Genomic DNA, 15,880 nt, shown 5'->3' on the forward strand with positions numbered 1-15,880 from the left:
CGTTTTTTCAGTGAACAGCCGCAACTTCGCGCCGGGTGGCGAGCTGCATGATCTTTTCCTGCGAGGCTTCGCGCCCCGTCAGTTCGCCGGTGATGCGGCCTTCGCACATCACCAGCACGCGGTGGCTCACGCGCAATATCTCGGGCAGCTCCGAAGAGATGATCACGATGGCCTTGCCCTGCGCGGCCAGCTCGTTCAGCAGCCGGTAGATTTCCGCCTTGGCGCCGACGTCGATGCCACGCGTGGGCTCGTCGAAGAACAGCACGCCGCAGTCGCGCAGCAGCCACTTGGCGATGACGATCTTCTGCTGGTTGCCGCCCGAGAGCAGCCGCACTTGCTGGCGCACCGAAGGCGTCTTGATGTTGAGCTGCTTCACGTAGCGCTCGCCGGCCGCCTCGATGGCCGCCTGGTCGATGAAGACGCCCATCGACAGGAACTTCTTCATGCTTGGCAGCGCGATGTTGGTTTCCACATCCATGCCGGTGGCCAGGCCGAAGTGCTTGCGGTCTTCCGACAGGTAGCCGATGCCGTGCGACACCGCGTCTTCCGGCGACTTGATCGACACCTTCTTGCCGCGCATGTATATCTCGCCGGCGTCGATGGGGTCGGCGCCGAACACGGCGCGCGCAAGCTCGGTGCGCCCCGCGCCCATGAGCCCGGCAAACCCGAGGATCTCTCCCCGGCGCAGCACGAAGCTCGCATCGCGCACCATCGTGCCGCGGCGGATTCCCTTGGCTTCGAGCACGATCTCGTTGCTCCAGGTGTCGGGAAAGTCGTTGGCCACTTCGGTGAGCTGGCGCCCGACCATCATGGCGATCAGGGTGTCCATGGGCGTGTCGGCCATCGACACGGTGGCGATGTACTGGCCGTCGCGCATCACGGTCACGCGGTCGGCAATGCGCTTGAGCTCGTCCATCTTGTGCGAGATGTAGACGATGGCCACGCCCTGCGACTTCAGCTGGCCGATGATGCGGAACAGGTCGGCCACTTCTTCGTTGTTGAGCGCGGCGGTGGGCTCGTCCATGATGAGCACGCGCGAGTCGAACGACAGCGCCTTCGCGATCTCCACCATCTGCTGCTTGGCCACCGTGAGTTCGCCCACGGGTGTATCGGGGTCGAGCCGCAGGTTCATGCGATCGAAGATGCGCTGCGTGTCGGCACGCATGGTGTCTTCGTCGATGAAGAGGCCGAAGCGCCCACGCGGCTCGCGCCCGATGAAGATGTTCTGCGCGGCGCTCAGGTGGTTCATCAGGTTCAGCTCCTGATGGATGATCCCGATGCCCAGGGCCTGCGCGGCACGCGGGCTTGCAACGTCCACGGGCTGGCCGTCGAACAGCACCTCGCCGGAGTCCTTGCTGTAGACGCCCGCGAGTATTTTCATGAGCGTGGATTTGCCGGCGCCGTTCTCGCCCATGAGGGCGTGCACTTCGCCGGGCAGCAGGTCGAACTGCGCCTTGTCGAGCGCGCGCACACCAGAGAAAGACTTGCAGAGGTCGCGGATGGTGACGATGGGTGGCATGGCGCGGTCAGTCCGTGGCAATGTCGTAGAAATGTTGCGCGGTGCCGCGCCAGACCTGGGCCTGCTCGCCAGCCGACAGCTGCCCGATGCAGGCTTCGCTCACGGCAATCCAGCCCGCGTAGTCGCCGGCCAGCGTGAGCACCGGCCAGTCGCTGCCCCACATCAGCCGTGCAGGGCCGAAGCACTCGAGCAGGTGCTCCCACACGGGGCGCACGGCGTTCACCGCGGCATCGATGCGGTGATGCGTGGACGGCGGCGCCTCGCCCCAGAGGCCCGAGAACTTGCAGCACACCTGCGGCAATGCCGCGAGCGCGGCGATGTCCTTTCTCCACTGTGCAAAGGCCTCGCTGTCGGGTGCGCCCACGGGCGGCTTGGCGCCATGGTCGATCACCACCGGCAGTTGCGGCCACTGCTTCAGGAAGCGCAGCAGCGGCGCCAGGTGCCTGGGCTGCACCAGCGCGTCGAAGCGCAGGCCGAGCCGCATCAGCACGCGGACCGTATCGGGATGCGGCATGAGCGCGATCCAGTCGTCGTCGGGCAGGTCTTGCAGCATCGGCCGCACGCCCTTGAACTTGGGATGCCGCGCCATGCGTGCCAGCGAGGTTGCGGCATCGATGCGGCTCAGGTCGACCCAGCCGACCACACCGCCGATGGCTTCGTGGGCCATCGCCAGGCCGAGCATGTAGTCGGTCTCGGCTTCCGAGGCGGCCGCCTGCACCAGCACCGTACGGTCCACGCCATGGGCCTGCAGCAACGGTGCGAGGTGCTCGGGGAGATAGTCGCGCACCAGCGGCGCGATGGCGGGCACGTCGGCACGCAGCCATGCGTAGTCGCCGCGCGCGGGTCGCCAGAAATGCTGATGCGAGTCGATGCGCTGGGTCATTCTTCTCGTCCGGGTGAACGGGCCGTGGCGACGACATGGCCAAAGCCTTGTGCCGCAACCATGCCCGTCGTCTTTTTACTCTTGACTTTCATGCATGCCCAGAAAAAACGTATCGTTGGCCATGCGTCACGGATTCAGGTAGAGCTCAACACTTCCCAGATAGGGTTGTGCACGCGCACTCTTGATCGTCACTCGCACCGCCGTAGTTGTCGTCGTGTCCAAGGGCATGATTCGCTTGTAGCCAATCGCTCCCGCAGTCGCGACCTCTTTCCAGGTGCCATCCGCCTGCCGTGCGCTCACCGACACCGACTCGATACGCTGCCCCTTCAAGATGTTCTCCTGCAGCACCACACGGTTGAAAGTAATGGCTGCAGGAGAAGTCAGGTCGACGCTGCCGGTTGTTTTTTTCTCCCCCGGTGTCCAGTCGGACTCGGGATTGCCATCCACCAACGCATCGAGCGCGGGACTGCTTTGCTTCGCGGTCAACAAGTTGTTGGTGTAGGCCGCACGAACCATACTGCCGAATTTGTCCAACTCGATGACGTCAGGGTCCGCCAACTTGCCGCTCCTGTTGGGCGGAACATTCAGCAGAAGCACCGCATTCCGGCCCACAGAGTCCTCGTAAAGACTGAACAGCTTGCTTGCCGATTTGACTTGGCTATCTTGCCCCGCGCTCCAGAACCAGCCTGGACGAATGGAAACGTCGGCCTCGGCGGGCCACCAACTCAGATAGGTGGGCTTCTTTTCTGGCGGGAGATCGGCCCCGCCGATTGCGCGCGCACTCCCCAGAGCCCGGTCGGTGGAATCACCCGACAGGTTGTCGCTCTTGAGCAGCTCTGTCGGGTCGCCCCGAAATGCGTGTGTACTCCATTCGCTGGCCCTGAACGCTCCCGATTCCGAGCCAACCCAGCGCACGTCGGGCCCGTTGACGGCAATGACGGTTTCGGGTTGAAGCTGACGAACAAGCGCGTACCAGTCCTTGACCTGGTAGTTCTGCGCGTATTCCGCGCCGTAAGGGTTGGCGCCGTCGAACCAGACCTCCCCGACCGGTCCATATTCCGTCAGCAGTTCATACAACACATTCATGAAATAGGCGTTGTAGTCGTCCGCTTGCAGAGTGGTAGTCCTTGCGGCAATCGGCGTTCGGTTGTCGCCGTCGACCAAGGTCGGAATGGTGACCGACTTCTTGGCACTGCCGTTGGCAAAACGTTCCTCGCCCTGGCGGGCAGCCTCACCATGCGCATTCTTGATCTGCGCTCCGTCGGCCGGCGACACGTAGAAGCCGACTTTCATGCCATTGGCGTTGGCAGCATCGACGAATTGCCGCACCACATTGCCTTTCGGATTCACTCCGCTCGCATCCGCGTTGGCAGTCCACCAAGGCGAGTTCTTGACGCTGTGACGGGTATAGCGCGACGGAAAAAGCACAAAGCCTTCGTGATGCTTCACAACCAGGATGGCGGTCTTGAAACCATTGCGCTTGAGCACCTTCATCCACTGATCGGGATCAACGTCCATCGGGTTGAACTGACTGGCTGGTTCAAAACCAAAACTCCATTCCTTGTTCAGAAACGTGTTCATCCCGTAATGCAAGAAGGCTGTAAGCCCTTGGGCCTGCCACTCGTACTGGGATCTGCTCGGAATGACGTAAGCGCTTTTTTCGACGATTCTTCCCGGGAGATCTCCAGAAACCATCACCGTCTGCGCAAGAGGAATCGCTTCGCCCATCGCGCCGGGCAAACCCAGAGTCGCGGCGCTGGGGTTGCATTCAGGCGCCTTCAGCTGAAAGTCTTGCGGTTCCGCTGCCGCCGTGAGAGTGCTGACCGCAACACCAGCGAACACAAGCTTGGCGCCACGGTTTTTCACCTGAACATCGTTTCCGAACATCACGGCGTTCTCGATAACACCGGAACGCTTGGGTATCTTGATGGCGTCCGACTGTAGACAGCCATTGATATGAACAGTAAGGCTGGCACCGCCGTCCGCCGTCGGGATATAGCTCATCGCCAAGTGGTCGTAGGCGTTGGTCGAGACCGGCGTCGACGCAGTCGAACTCGTATCGTAGTAGGGCGCGGCGTACGCGAACATGCCGTATTGGGGCACCGCATTGGAGGCGTTTGGATATCGGAAATAGATACCACCGAACGCGCTGATGATGGTGTCAAGGGCCGCAATGCCTGCTCCGCCGCGCTTGACGAGGGCTTCCAGCAACACAGGAGTAGTCAGGTCGGAACCCGTGACCAGATGGGTCCGGGGAACGAAGACAATCCCCTGTGCACCGCCAGCGGTGGTCACCGATACATCCTTGTAGTCCTCCCCGCCGGTGAGCTTGGCAACGGAGCCATCGATGACTTCGCCCGTCGCGGGCGTATATCCCAGCACGCTGGTGAACGATCCCGAGAAAGTGACTTTCAACAACACCTTGTCGACATGGCTGACCAGTGCCGGTGCCGGTGCCGGTGCCGGCACCGGCACCGGCACTGGCACTGGCACTGGCACTGGCGTAGATGTTGGCGCGAGCTCCGATGGCAATTGCGGATTGGAGTCTCCCGCCTGCCCAGACGTTGTGCCGCTATTTCCGGCACTGGCAGCAGGTGGTAAAGAGGGTCTATCTGACGTACTGGAGCCGCCCCCGCATGCGACGAGTCCACCCGCAACAAGGACCAGCATGCATATGCTGGCAAGCGAACTTGTCGCTTTGCGTTTCTGGTTCAACAAGAAAAATTTCTTCGCTCGTGCGAACAAAGATTCCATCGAAACTGCCAATGCATGCTCCATGACGGATGCCCCCTTCTTCTCTTGATTTTTTTGAATCGAAGGCCCGGCGCCGAAAGGCGCGACGGGTCCGGGATTGCACAAAGCCGATTCGTGTCAGAACGAATGACTGATGCCGTAGTAAGTGCCCGACTGCCGTCCGCCGGCCGCAGGGTTGTTGTTGGTGGCTTCCACCGAGAAATTGGCCTTCTCGCTGTTGTAGACCTTGCCCACCGACGCATACAGCAGCGTGCGCTTGGACAGCGAATAGTTGGCGCCCAGCATGTACAGGTTGGCATTGCCCGCATCGCGGTTCTGCGTGACGCGGAACACCGACCCGATCAAGGTCAGCAACGGCGTGATCCGGTAGTTGGCGCCGACCCAGTAGTGGTTGGCCTTGCTCGGCGCGGCAAGCGGAGCATCGGGCGCCGCCAGGTGCTGGTAGCCCGCGAACAGCTTGAGGTCTTCGAAGACGGTGGCGGTGCCGCCCAGCGTCAGTTCCTTCGAGCGCAGGAACAGGTCGGAGTACTTGCCGTCCTTGTCGCGCGCCACGTCGTAGATGGCCCGCACTTCGAACGAAGGCGCCACATACGACAGCGAGACGCCGTCCTTGCGCAGCTTGGTGAAGCCATCGGTCTTTTCGCCGAGGCCCGTTTGCACGGTGGCGCTGAAGCCGCCCCAGGTGGGCGTCGTGTACTCGATGCCGTTGTCGTTGCCTTGCCAGTTGCGCCCACGCACCAGCGTGGCGGAACCGATGAACTGCTGCCCCGTGGGGTCGATGTACCAGATGTCGTTGGAGATCGCCAGGTTCTTGCCCAGCACCAGCTTGCCCCAGAAGTCCTGCAGGCCGACATAGGCGCGCCGGTTGAGCAGCAGGTCGGCGCCGTTGGGCTTGGCCGCGGGCAGATCGAAACCGCCTTCGAGCACGAACAGCGCGGCCATTCCGCCGCCCAGGTCTTCGACGCCCTTGACGCCCAGCAGGCTGGTGCCCCACTGGTTGCCGGCATGGCGCCACAGATGGCCATTGCCCTTGCCCTGGTCGTTGGCGATGTTGTTTTGATAGTCGACACCCGCGACCGCGCGGCCGTACAGCGTGACGCTGCTCTGGGCCTGGGCGCTGGTGGCGCCGAGGCCCAGGCATGCGAACAATGCGCCCAGAGCGCTTACCGTGGCGATGGATCGGATTTTCATCTTCTTGTCCCCTGTGTTTAAGAACCGATGGCCTGCCAGGAACGCGAGCCCCTGGTGTGTGACAGCTTTTTTTGGCCTTACCAATTTTGGTATGACCACTTTGCCACTAACGAGAATTGGCCTTACCAGAACAAACCCTCCCCGGGTTTCCCTCTAAGAAAGTAAACGTGAAGAGCGCAAATTGCGCGGCGCGCGGTGTCAAACTGGCATGACCAATTAGCCAGATAGTTCCTGAGTTGACCCAGATGCTTCCTCCCGCCAAGCCCGCCGACACCCGCCGGCTCTATCAACAGATCGCCGACCAGATCCGCGCCGTCATTCGCGACGGCAACATGTCCGCGGGCATGCGCCTGCCCCCGGAGCGCGAACTGGCCCTGCAGTTGGGTGTGTCCCGGCCTTCGCTGCGCGAAGCGCTGATCGCCCTGGAAATCGACGGGCGCATCGAGATACGGATGGGTTCGGGTGTTTACGTTTGCGCGGTGCAAGACGCGTCCGAGCACGACACGCCGGCGGTCGGCGAGAGCCCGTCAGAAATGATGCAGGCCCGCGCGATGCTCGAAGGCTCGGTCATCACGCTGGCCGCCGCACGCGTCACCGCGCAGAACCTGGAGCCCGTGAAGGCGTCCCTGGAAAGCATGCGGCAGGACGGCGTCCAGGGCCGCACGCAGATCGAGAACGACCGGCGCTTTCATCTCGCCATCGCGGAGATGACGGGCAACGCCGTGCTGGTCAGGCTGGTGGGAGAACTGTTCGACGGGCGGCACAGCCCGATCTCGTCGCGCATGAGCGCGCGCACCGAAGACTCGCACGCCTGGACCGCCGCGTTCGCCGAGCACGAGGCCATCTACCGTGCACTGGAAGCGCGCGACCCGCAGGCTGCGATGACGGCAATGCTTCATCACCTGAGCGCATCGCATGCGCGTTGGGCGGGCGAGGCTTCAGGATCGGCCGGCTGAGCGGCCAGTCCCAACAACCCATCAATCGGCGTAGACGCCGGCCGCCTTGATGATGGGCGTCCACTTCGCAATCTCGCCCACCACGAACTGCTTGTGGCCCGCGGGTTCGATGCGGCCATCGGTGGCCACCACCGCGCCCAGCAGCTCTTCGCGCTTGATGAAGTCCGGGTCTTTCAGTGCCACCTTCAGCGCATCGTTGAGCTTCTTCAGCACCGGCGCCGGCGTGCCCTTGGGCGCATACAGGCCGTGCCAGATCGTCACCTGGAAGTTCTTCAGGCCGGCCTCGTCGAGCGTGGGCAGGTCTTTCAGCAACGGCAATGTCAGGCGGTGCGGCGTGGTCACCGCGAAAGCCTTGACCTTCTGTGCCTGGATCTGCGGCGTGGTGTTGGTGGTCTGGTCGCACAGCAGGTCGATCTGCCCGCCGATCAGGTCGGTGATGGCCGGCGCCGTGCCCTTGTAGGGAACGGCCGTCATCTCGGTCTTGGTCGCGCTCTGGTAGAGCAGGCCGCACAGGTGCGAGGCCGAGCCCACGCCTGCGTTGCCGATGTTGATCCTGCCCTTGTTGGAGGCGATCCAGGTGGTCAGCTCCTTGTAGTTGGTGGCAGGAATGCTTGGCTTGGAAATCAGCGTCATCGGCACGTCGTTGACGATGCCCAGGTATTCGAAGTCGCTCTCGACCTTGAACGGCAGGTTGCGCACCAGGCTCGGCACGGTGGCCATCGCGATGTGGTTCAGCAGCAGCGTGTAGCCGTCGGGCGTGGCACGCGCCACCTTGGCCGCACCGATGGAACTGCCCGCGCCAGGCACGTTGTCGATGATCACGGTGCCGCCGCCCAGCGGCTTGCGCAGCGCCTCGGCCAGGTCGCGTGCCACGCGGTCGGTGGGGCCACCGGCCGCGAAGGGCACGACGATGGTGATGGACTTGCCGCTCGGGAAGTCCTGGGCCTGTGCAGAAACAGCGCTCATGGTGCCCATGGCTGCGATGGCAATGGCCGCAAGGGCCAACGGTTTTTTCATGAAGTCTCCAGCGAGTTAAAAAATTCAGGAGGCGCGAGGCGGCACGCGGCTCTCGAGCGCGGGCGGTTGCCACTCGGGCTTGATGTGGCAGCCGTTCTTGCCATCGGTGTCGTAGCGCGGCATGAGCGCCTTGCACCGCTGCGCGAGGCCTTCGGGCGTGGGCTTCTCGCCCTTGTCGATCCAGTCGAGCAGTGCGCTGAACAGCGCGGGGTATTCCGAATCGCTCAGGTAGCTGTGCTCGCGCTCGGCGCTGAAGCTCTGCACCAGGTTGCCGCCGGTGCCGGCCGCGTCGCGGATGCGGCGGTACGCGTTTTCGAGTTCGACGAAGGCGGTGGGGTCGTCGATGGCGTGCAGCCCGACAGTGGGCAACGACGTGCGGCCGGTGGGCTGGCTGTCGGCCGCCAACGCGCCCTTGGCCTGCGGGTCGGCCGCATAGCGCAGCACGCCGGCATTGAGCGCCGCGTCGTCGGTCGAGCCCGCATAGACCGCGCCGATGTTGCCGAAGGGGTTGCGGCCACCCAGCCGCTTTTGCACCAGGTCCTGGAAGAGCCATGTCGCCCACGACAGGTGGCCCACCAGCGAGCGCTCCTGGATCTTCACGACCGACAGGATGGTCTTCAGCCGTGCCGCCTGCTCGGGCGTGCGCTGCGCGGCCGGCATGCCGACGCCGGTGCATGCCTTCACGCGCTCGGCGAGTTCGCCGCGCGTGAGCTTCGAATCAAGCGGCAGGCCCATCCACAACGGGTACTGCGGCTCGTCGGGCTTCGGATGGTTGCGGCAGACGTACTGGTACACCACGCGCAGGTCGAGCCGGAAGTCGTAGGCGCTGTTGCCGCCGCCGAGCACGCCGCTGGTCAGCAGCAGGCCGTCGTAGGCACTCCTTGCGTCGCCCGCCGGCGCATAGAGCTCGGCCGCCTTCGCCGCCACGCCGGCGCCATAGCTCTGCCCGTGCAGCAGCGTGCGGCGCGGCTGGCCGAAGTAGCGCACGAAAATCTGGCGCAGGCGCTCGGTGTCTTCGGCTGCCATGGTCACGCCGTAGCCGCCACGCCTGTAGGTGGAGCCGGCCCAGGCATAGCCCGCCTTCACCGTGACAGCCCAGCGCTTGAGGTCTTCCTCGCTGCGCTCCAGCTTGGGCGGGCCAGTCTCGGGGCCGCCGTGCGCGTGCATCACCAGCACGCCGCGGTTCCAGTCTTGCGGAATCGCGATCCAGTAGAGCGCACCCGTGCCGTCTTCACCGGTGTAGCAGCGCGCGGCCTCGGGCACCGGCGCGGGGCAGGCGGTTGCCTTCGGTGCCGTCGCCGCGGAGGCAGCCAGCGCCACCTGCGCGGACAGCAGCGGTGCCGCGCCGAGCATGGCGAATGCGGCCAGCCGGGTCAGTTGTTTCTTCAATGCCGTACTCCGAGTTCCAGCGCCGCATTCGCTCCCGGGGCCGAGACGAATGCCAGGACGCCGCTGTTGAAAATCAAATTGCCAGGCCGGCCCGCGTCGGCCTGCACCACGCCCGGCACCGGGGTGTCGAAGCTCAACACCGCAGCCGCGCCACCGAGATTGAACGCGCTGCCGGCCACCGTCGCATCATGGTTCTCCCCCTTCACGCTCAGCATTGCGTAGTTGCCGTCGGCCGCGCCGGCAGAGAAGCCCGGCAGCCGCGCAAGCAGGCGCAGGCCCGAGCGGGTGGCCGATTCGCGCACCAGGTGCAGCGGCACCATGGCGCCGTTGACCAGCCCGACCACCATCGAGCCGCTGAGCGTGCCGCCACTGGTGGCGGCCGGGTCGGTCGGCGAAGTGGTGAAGACGTCGAACGCACCATGGCCCGCGTTGTAAGTGATGTAGCCCTTCTCGGTACCGGCGCAGTTCGCGAGATAGACCATGAAGCTGTTCGTGGTCGTATCGCGGCAGTACTGGAAGCTGCCTTCGTTGCGCAGCTTCATCGCGGCGCCGTAAGCCGTGGCATCGCTGCCGTCGTGCAGCGCGCCCGCCGCATTGAAGGTGTTGGCGATGGCCCTGAAGTCGCTGGCGCCCGTGCTGTCGTAGGTGTTCTGGAAAGCCAGCAGTGGTGCGAAGCCGTTGCCGACCGGCGCCTTCACGCCGCCCGACAGCACGCCGCCGGCGCCGAAGCTGAAGACCGCGCCGCTCTCGGCGCTCGTGTAGCTGCAGCTGCCCTGCGCCACCAGCGTGCCGCTGCGCACCACGCCCGCCGCACGGCGCGGGTTGGCATCGACGGTCACGGTGTAGGCCATGGTGGCCGGATCGATCTGCACGCGCAGTTCTTCGCCGAAGCTGTTGCCGCCCTTGTAGCTGGTCACCGACGCGGGCAGGTTCGGGCAGACCAGCGGGTTGCCGACCTCGGTCACGCAGCTGTAGTTGACGGCCGCGTCCAGGCTGCCGCTGCCCCGGTACTTGGGCCACGACGGAAACTGGCACAGCGGGCGCGTGCGGCCATAGGTTGCGGCCACCGCATCCACGGCCACGCCGGTGCCGGGGGGCAGGCCGGCCTCGACCCAGCCTTCGAGCGCGGCAAGCGAATCCCAGTTGGGAATGAACACGCCCGTGCCGTGGCCCATGCCGGGCACGGTGTAGAAGCGCATGCCCTTGTCCACCGCCGCCTGGCCCAGCGTGGCGACGACCTGCTTGTAGTAATCGATGGTCGAGTTGTTGCTGATGACCTCGTCGGCCAGCCCGTGCAACATGATGATCCGCCCGCCGCGGTCAAAGAACGGCGCCAGGTTGGGGTTGGTCGCATCGGTGAGCGTCGACACCTCGGTCACGCGCGCGGTGAAGGGGCCGGGGTCGAGCGGATTGAAGCCCACCGTGTCGAAGTTGGCGTTGCGCGTCACGAAGTATTTCACCCACTGGTCGCCGGTGATGAACACGTTGGCGTCGCGCGCGGCGGCGCTCGTGCCAAGGTCGCGCGTGGTGAACGGACCGGCCACCAGCGTGCCTTCGAGGATGTTGTAGCCGCCCGCGCGCTTCACACCATTGCCCAGCGCATAGCCGCTGAACTCCAGCGGGTTCTCGATGGCCCACACGGTGTCGATCTGCTCTTTCGACAGGCACGTGGGGCCCGTGTCCAGGCCGCCGGGGCAGGCCAGCGAGGCCACGATCTGCGCGTTGAGCAGGCGGCAGCTTTCCACGTTGCTCACGATGTTGTCGACCGCGCCGTCGAGCTTGTCACAGGCGTCCTTCGCGGCCTTCTGCACCAGCAGCGTCTTGGTCAGGTTCAGCCAGCCGGCGGCGTTGTTGCCATACAGCGCGCGGCCCACGGCCACGTTCGACAGCCGCGTGCCGGTGTAGTTGAGCGCGGGCTCGTTGGCGATCACGCCGTCGTAGTCCTGCGGCCAGCGCTGGATGTAGCTGAGCGCGTCGCGCCCGCCGGTCGAGGTGCCCAGAAAGTAGGCGTGCTTCGGCGCGACGCCATAGCGCGCGAGCACCAGTGCCTGCGCCACGTCGCGCGTTTTCTTGAGCGACAGGCCGCCGTAGTTGGCAAGCTGCTCGTCGTTGGCGGCAAAGCGCCCGTCGGTGATGCTGCTCGACTGGTGGCCCGAGTCGTCGCCGTAGGTGGCGTAGCCGAGCGCCAGCGGCGCGGGCTTGCCGGCCGGGCCGAAGCGAATGACCTCGGTGCCGTCGATCAGCACGCCGTCGAAGCCGCCACCGCCGAAATGAATGGTCTTCTGGTTCCACTTCTCGGGCAGGTTCACCGCGAAGTTGATGGACTGCGAGGCGGGGTCGATGGGCTGGATGGTGCCGCGCACGCGGCAGTAGTCGCCCAGCAGGTTGCCGGCGTCGCCCGCCGCCACGGCCTTGGCGCTGACGACGGTGGCGCCCTGCGTCGGCAGGCTGATCAGCGCGGCGGGCAGGCTCTTGCCGGCCAGGTCCGCGCACGACAGCACCGGCTGCACGGGGGTGTCGGGTGGCGGGTTGTCGTTGTTGCCGCTGGCCGGGGGCGGGCTCACGCCAAGGCCCGGGAAGAAGCCGGAGCCGCCTCCTCCCCCGCCACCACCGCAGGCGGCCAGGACGAGCGAAATACCGATCGCGGGGCCGAACGAACGGCACGCACGAAGGGCGCGTTGGGTCATCGATGCAGGGCGCGGTTCGCGCATGGTCTTGTCTCCGGCATGCAGCCTCGGTGGGCTGCTTTTTGAATGGGCGGCCGGACGATAGAGTCAGGGGTGACTTCGGGTCAAATAAAATAAAGAGGCACTCTCGATATGAAAAACATATGGACATCCGCGCACTGAGGTACTTCGTGGCCGTGGCGGGCACCGGCCACATGACGCGCGCCGCCGAGCAACTGGGCATCCAGCAACCGCCGCTGAGCCTGCAGATCAAGGCACTGGAGCGCGAGCTGGGCGTGCTGCTGTTCAAGCGCCATCCGCGCGGCGTGGCGCTCACCGATGCGGGCCGGCTGTTCCAGGTCGAGGCGCTGCGCATGCTGCAGGACATGGACGCCATGAAGCAGCGCATGGCGCGCGTGGCCAACGGCCAGGCCGGCACGCTCGCGGTGGGCTTCACCAGTTCGGCCGCGGCGCACCGCTTCATGCCCGAGGCGCTGCGCGCATTCCGCCGCGCCCACCCGGGCGTGGAGCTGCAACTGCGCGAAGACAACGCGGCCGAGCTGACCGAGGCGCTGGCCGCGGGCCGGCTGCATTGCGGCCTGCTTCGCGTGCCGGTGGCACGGCCCGAAGGCCTGGTGTTCGAGACGCTGCTGCGCGAGCCGGTGTGGGTGGCCATGCCCAGCGACCATCGCTTTGCACAGGCCGCACTGGACGCAAGGACGACAGGCAAGAAATCGGCACGCCCCCTGCCGCTGTCGAAGCTGTGCGAAGAAGGCATCATCCTCGTGCGCCGTCCGGGCGCGCCCGGCCTCTATGCCGAGTTGCTTGCGCTGTGCCACGCCAAGGGACTCCGCCCGCGCGTGGTGGCCGAAGTCGATCGCATGATGACCAACCTGAACCTCGTGGCCGCCGGTGTCGGCCTGTCGGTGGTGCCGGCCTCGATGACCGGCGTGCACGCGCACGCCATCGCCTACACGCGGCTCGCCGATGGCGGCCAGCTCGATGCGCCGCTCACGCTGGTGTCGCGCACCGAAGAAGACAACCGGCCCGCGCAGCATTTCGCCGCGCTGCTGCGCAAGCTCGCGGCCGAGAACCCGGGGTCATGAGCACGCAACGGCTCCAGCGCCGCCAAGTGCTGCGCCACATCGGCTCAGGCCTGGCGGCCTCTTGCGCGCTGCCGGGCCTGTCGCTGTCGCTGTCGTCGTCCTCGCATGCCGCGTCGCCGCCGTGGCCCGGCCGCCCGGTGCGGCTGATCGTGGTCTACCCGCCCGGTGGCGTGAGCGATGGCATGGCGCGCGTGCTGGCCGAGCCGCTGTCGCAATCGCTCGGCGTGCCGGTGCTCATCGAGAACCGCGCCGGCGCGGGCGGCAGCCTCGGCATGGACGCGCTGGCACGCGCCACGCCCGATGGGTGCACGCTGGCCTTTTCGGCCATCAGCCCGCTCACGCTGCACCCGCTGATTGCCCGCGTGCCCTACGACCCGCTGCGCGCCTTCGCGCCCGTGGCCAGCGTGATGCGCACGCCGGTGCTGGTGGTCGGCACGCCGGCCTTTGCAGGCCGCGGCTTCGCCGAGCTGATTGCCATGGCACGCAGCCAACCCGGCGCGGTGCGCTGGGCCACCTCGGGCGTGGCGACCATCGGCCACATGGTGCTGGCGCAGGTGCGCATGCAAAGCCGCACCGACATCACGCACATTCCCTACCAGGGCGGCGGTCCGCAGCTCAACGATGCGCTCAGCGGGCAGTTCGAGGTGTTGTCGACCAACGTCGCGGCGCAGCAGCTGCAGTACATCGAGGGCGGGCGCTTCCAGGCCCTGGCGGTCGGCGCGCCCGCGCGCATCGAGGCGCTGCCCGCGGTTCCGACGCTCGCTGAACTGGGTTTCGAGAAGGCAAACCGCGATTCGCTGTTCGGCATCTTCGCGCCGGCCCGAACGCCGGCGGCGGTGGTGCAGAGGCTCAACACGGAGATCAACCGCGTGCTGGCCAGCGACACGGTGCGTGCGCGCTTGCGTGGCGCCTACAACCTGCCGGCGGGAGGTGGCATCGACGACTTCGCGCATGAGATCGCGACCGACCGGCGGCGCAACCGCGAGCTGGTGGCGGGCGATCGCTCGCAGTTCGATTGATCGATTGATCGATTGATCGATTGATCGACTGATCGACTGATCGATTGATCGACCGGCGGGCTAGCTCCCCGCCGTCCAGAGCCGCGGATAGTCCTTCACGAAGCCGTCCGCCGTGGCGACCAGCACCGCCGCGTAGTCGAAGCGCTTGGCCTCGTACGCGTACTCGCTCTCGCTGCGCCGCTCGTAGCGTTGCATCAGTTCGCTGAGCACCCCGCCGCCATCCAGGTCGACCCACGCCGCGGGCGCATCGGCGCCCTCGCCTTTTTCGAGGTTCAGCCGCCGCAGCTGCAGCAGGTTGGTGGCGGGCGTGAAGCCCAGGTCGAGGTCGACGCAGTGCGACATGTCGGGCACGGCCTCGTCGTTGAGTTTCCAGTGGCCGCGCGCATCGCGCGTGATCGACAGGTCGATGGCCGACTCCCCGAGCCAGCCGCGCACCGTGCCCCATTGCGTGTGCCAGTGAAGGTCGCAGCGCACGCGGTAGTGCAGTTGGGCAATGCGGCCGTCCTGTTGCCGGAACACGGCGGCCCCGTCGAGTTGCCAGGCCGAGGCATTGCGCTCGAGCCGGCAGGCATCGTGGCCCGGTGCGTCGAGCCTGCGCCAGAGAATGGAGGCGACGGTTTGCATGGCGCGGATGATGGCACCGCCGCACTGCAATGCGCAAGCGGCATCACGCAAAATGCCCCGCATGATGAAAGCCCTTTCCACGTCGCTGGCCGCGCTCCTTGCACTCCTGACAAGCACCACCGGCCACGCGGCCACGGCCGCCACCGCGGCCACGTTGAAAGACGGCGACATCATCTTCCACACCTCGCGTTCGGCGCAGAGCGTGGCGGTGCAGCGCGCCACGGGTTCGCGCTACAGCCACATGGGGGTGGTGCTGTTGCGCGACGGCAAGCCTTTTGTTTTCGAAGCGGTGTCGACGGTGCGCTACACGCCGCTGGCGCAGTGGACGGCGCGCGGCAACGGCGGCCACTACGTGGTGAAGCGCCTGCGCGATGCCGACAAGCTGCTGACACCCGGCGCGGTGGCGCGCCTGCACGCCAAGACCTCGGACTTCGCGGGGCGTCCGTACGACCTGACTTTCGAGTGGTCGGATGGGCGCATCTACTGTTCGGAGCTGGTGTGGAAGCTGTACCAGCGAGCGCTGGGGGTACGCATTGGCGAGCTGCAGAAGATCCGCGAGTTCAACCTGACGGACCCCGCGGTGCGCGCCAAGATGCGCGAGCGTTACGGCGACAAGGTGCCGATGGACGAGCCTGTGATTTCTCCTGTCGCAATGTTCGAGTCGCCGTTGCTCGTTACTGTCGAGACGCGCTGAGGCGGGCTGCTGTTCGGTTTCGGTTCATTCAGGGCGACGCCCACGCCGACGGTGTGCTCTGC

13 protein-coding genes are annotated in these 15,880 nt (G+C 65.9%); 5 read left to right on the plus strand and 8 right to left on the minus strand.

What is annotated here, in order from left to right:
• Positions 1–7: 7 nt before the first annotated feature.
• The 3 genes from DBV14_RS03695 to DBV14_RS03705 all read right to left on the minus strand — a co-directional run bounded on the left by DBV14_RS03695 (position 8) and on the right by DBV14_RS03705 (position 4,817).
• Complete coding sequence (locus DBV14_RS03695) at positions 8–1,519, minus strand: sugar ABC transporter ATP-binding protein (protein WP_124457854.1); 1,512 nt, start codon at positions 1,517–1,519, stop codon at positions 8–10.
• Between the two features lie 7 nt (positions 1,520–1,526).
• Positions 1,527–2,402: an amidohydrolase gene (locus DBV14_RS03700; RefSeq protein WP_124457855.1), complete on the minus strand. Its 876-nt coding sequence runs from the start codon at positions 2,400–2,402 to the stop codon at positions 1,527–1,529.
• A gap of 126 nt (positions 2,403–2,528) precedes the next feature.
• On the minus strand, positions 2,529–4,817 hold the full coding sequence (locus DBV14_RS03705; RefSeq protein WP_185545915.1) for an alpha-L-fucosidase: 2,289 nt from the start codon (positions 4,815–4,817) through the stop codon (positions 2,529–2,531).
• Between DBV14_RS03705 and DBV14_RS33320 the strand changes: the two genes are divergently transcribed.
• Positions 4,807–5,205, plus strand: coding sequence for a hypothetical protein (locus DBV14_RS33320; protein WP_185545916.1), 399 nt, complete (start codon positions 4,807–4,809; stop codon positions 5,203–5,205). The genes DBV14_RS03705 and DBV14_RS33320 overlap by 11 nt on opposite strands.
• A gap of 68 nt (positions 5,206–5,273) precedes the next feature.
• On the opposite strand, the gene DBV14_RS03710 is transcribed toward DBV14_RS33320, so the two are convergent.
• Entirely contained in the window at positions 5,274–6,347 is a 1,074-nt protein-coding gene (locus tag DBV14_RS03710; RefSeq protein ID WP_124457857.1) for a porin, read from the minus strand.
• Between the two features lie 245 nt (positions 6,348–6,592).
• Here DBV14_RS03710 and DBV14_RS03715 point away from each other — a divergent pair, with 245 nt between their 5' ends.
• Positions 6,593–7,303: a FadR/GntR family transcriptional regulator gene (locus tag DBV14_RS03715; protein ID WP_124457858.1), complete on the plus strand. Its 711-nt coding sequence runs from the start codon at positions 6,593–6,595 to the stop codon at positions 7,301–7,303.
• A 21-nt stretch (positions 7,304–7,324) separates the two neighbouring features.
• On the opposite strand, the gene DBV14_RS03720 is transcribed toward DBV14_RS03715, so the two are convergent.
• Genes DBV14_RS03720 through DBV14_RS03730 form a run of 3 tightly spaced genes read right to left on the minus strand, consistent with a single transcriptional unit; the run spans position 7,325 to position 12,420 of the window.
• A complete protein-coding gene (locus DBV14_RS03720; protein WP_124457859.1) occupies positions 7,325–8,320 on the minus strand; it encodes a tripartite tricarboxylate transporter substrate-binding protein in 996 nt (331 codons plus the stop codon).
• Between the two features lie 24 nt (positions 8,321–8,344).
• Complete coding sequence (locus DBV14_RS03725) at positions 8,345–9,709, minus strand: S9 family peptidase (RefSeq protein WP_124457860.1); 1,365 nt, start codon at positions 9,707–9,709, stop codon at positions 8,345–8,347.
• The gene (locus DBV14_RS03730; protein ID WP_124457861.1) at positions 9,706–12,420 is read right to left on the minus strand and encodes a tannase/feruloyl esterase family alpha/beta hydrolase; all 2,715 of its coding nucleotides are present in this window, start codon (positions 12,418–12,420) and stop codon (positions 9,706–9,708) included. The genes DBV14_RS03725 and DBV14_RS03730 overlap by 4 nt, the downstream gene beginning before the upstream one ends.
• 119 nt (positions 12,421–12,539) lie before the next feature.
• Here DBV14_RS03730 and DBV14_RS03735 point away from each other — a divergent pair, with 119 nt between their 5' ends.
• Both DBV14_RS03735 and DBV14_RS03740 read left to right on the plus strand, forming a co-directional pair.
• Complete coding sequence (locus tag DBV14_RS03735) at positions 12,540–13,481, plus strand: LysR family transcriptional regulator (RefSeq protein WP_124457862.1); 942 nt, start codon at positions 12,540–12,542, stop codon at positions 13,479–13,481.
• Entirely contained in the window at positions 13,478–14,500 is a 1,023-nt protein-coding gene (locus DBV14_RS03740; protein WP_124457863.1) for a tripartite tricarboxylate transporter substrate binding protein, read from the plus strand. Before DBV14_RS03735 ends, DBV14_RS03740 begins: the two co-directional genes overlap by 4 nt.
• A gap of 60 nt (positions 14,501–14,560) precedes the next feature.
• Here the strand turns inward: DBV14_RS03740 and DBV14_RS03745 are convergent, their stop codons facing one another.
• On the minus strand, positions 14,561–15,124 hold the full coding sequence (locus DBV14_RS03745; RefSeq protein ID WP_124457864.1) for a putative glycolipid-binding domain-containing protein: 564 nt from the start codon (positions 15,122–15,124) through the stop codon (positions 14,561–14,563).
• A gap of 61 nt (positions 15,125–15,185) precedes the next feature.
• Between DBV14_RS03745 and DBV14_RS03750 the strand changes: the two genes are divergently transcribed.
• Complete coding sequence (locus tag DBV14_RS03750) at positions 15,186–15,818, plus strand: YiiX family permuted papain-like enzyme (protein WP_260396803.1); 633 nt, start codon at positions 15,186–15,188, stop codon at positions 15,816–15,818.
• The last annotated feature ends 62 nt before the right edge of the window (positions 15,819–15,880 follow it).

This window comes from Variovorax sp. KBW07, assembly GCF_003852515.1.
Taxonomy (GTDB): domain Bacteria; phylum Pseudomonadota; class Gammaproteobacteria; order Burkholderiales; family Burkholderiaceae_C; genus Variovorax.

What these genes read in the sequence shown, in the direction of transcription:
- DBV14_RS03740 (WP_124457863.1), top strand. Translation starts at nt 13,478, where the DNA reads ATGAGCACGCAACGGCTCCAGCGCCGCCAAGTGCTGCGCCACATCGGC.
- DBV14_RS03720 (WP_124457859.1), bottom strand. Translation starts at nt 8,320, where the DNA reads ATGAAAAAACCGTTGGCCCTTGCGGCCATTGCCATCGCAGCCATGGGC.
- DBV14_RS03750 (WP_260396803.1), top strand. Translation starts at nt 15,186, where the DNA reads ATGATGAAAGCCCTTTCCACGTCGCTGGCCGCGCTCCTTGCACTCCTG.
- DBV14_RS03700 (WP_124457855.1), bottom strand. Translation starts at nt 2,402, where the DNA reads ATGACCCAGCGCATCGACTCGCATCAGCATTTCTGGCGACCCGCGCGC.
- DBV14_RS03695 (WP_124457854.1), bottom strand. Translation starts at nt 1,519, where the DNA reads ATGCCACCCATCGTCACCATCCGCGACCTCTGCAAGTCTTTCTCTGGT.
- DBV14_RS03715 (WP_124457858.1), top strand. Translation starts at nt 6,593, where the DNA reads ATGCTTCCTCCCGCCAAGCCCGCCGACACCCGCCGGCTCTATCAACAG.
- DBV14_RS03710 (WP_124457857.1), bottom strand. Translation starts at nt 6,347, where the DNA reads ATGAAAATCCGATCCATCGCCACGGTAAGCGCTCTGGGCGCATTGTTC.
- DBV14_RS03735 (WP_124457862.1), top strand. Translation starts at nt 12,540, where the DNA reads ATGGACATCCGCGCACTGAGGTACTTCGTGGCCGTGGCGGGCACCGGC.
- DBV14_RS03745 (WP_124457864.1), bottom strand. Translation starts at nt 15,124, where the DNA reads ATGCAAACCGTCGCCTCCATTCTCTGGCGCAGGCTCGACGCACCGGGC.
- DBV14_RS03730 (WP_124457861.1), bottom strand. Translation starts at nt 12,420, where the DNA reads ATGCGCGAACCGCGCCCTGCATCGATGACCCAACGCGCCCTTCGTGCG.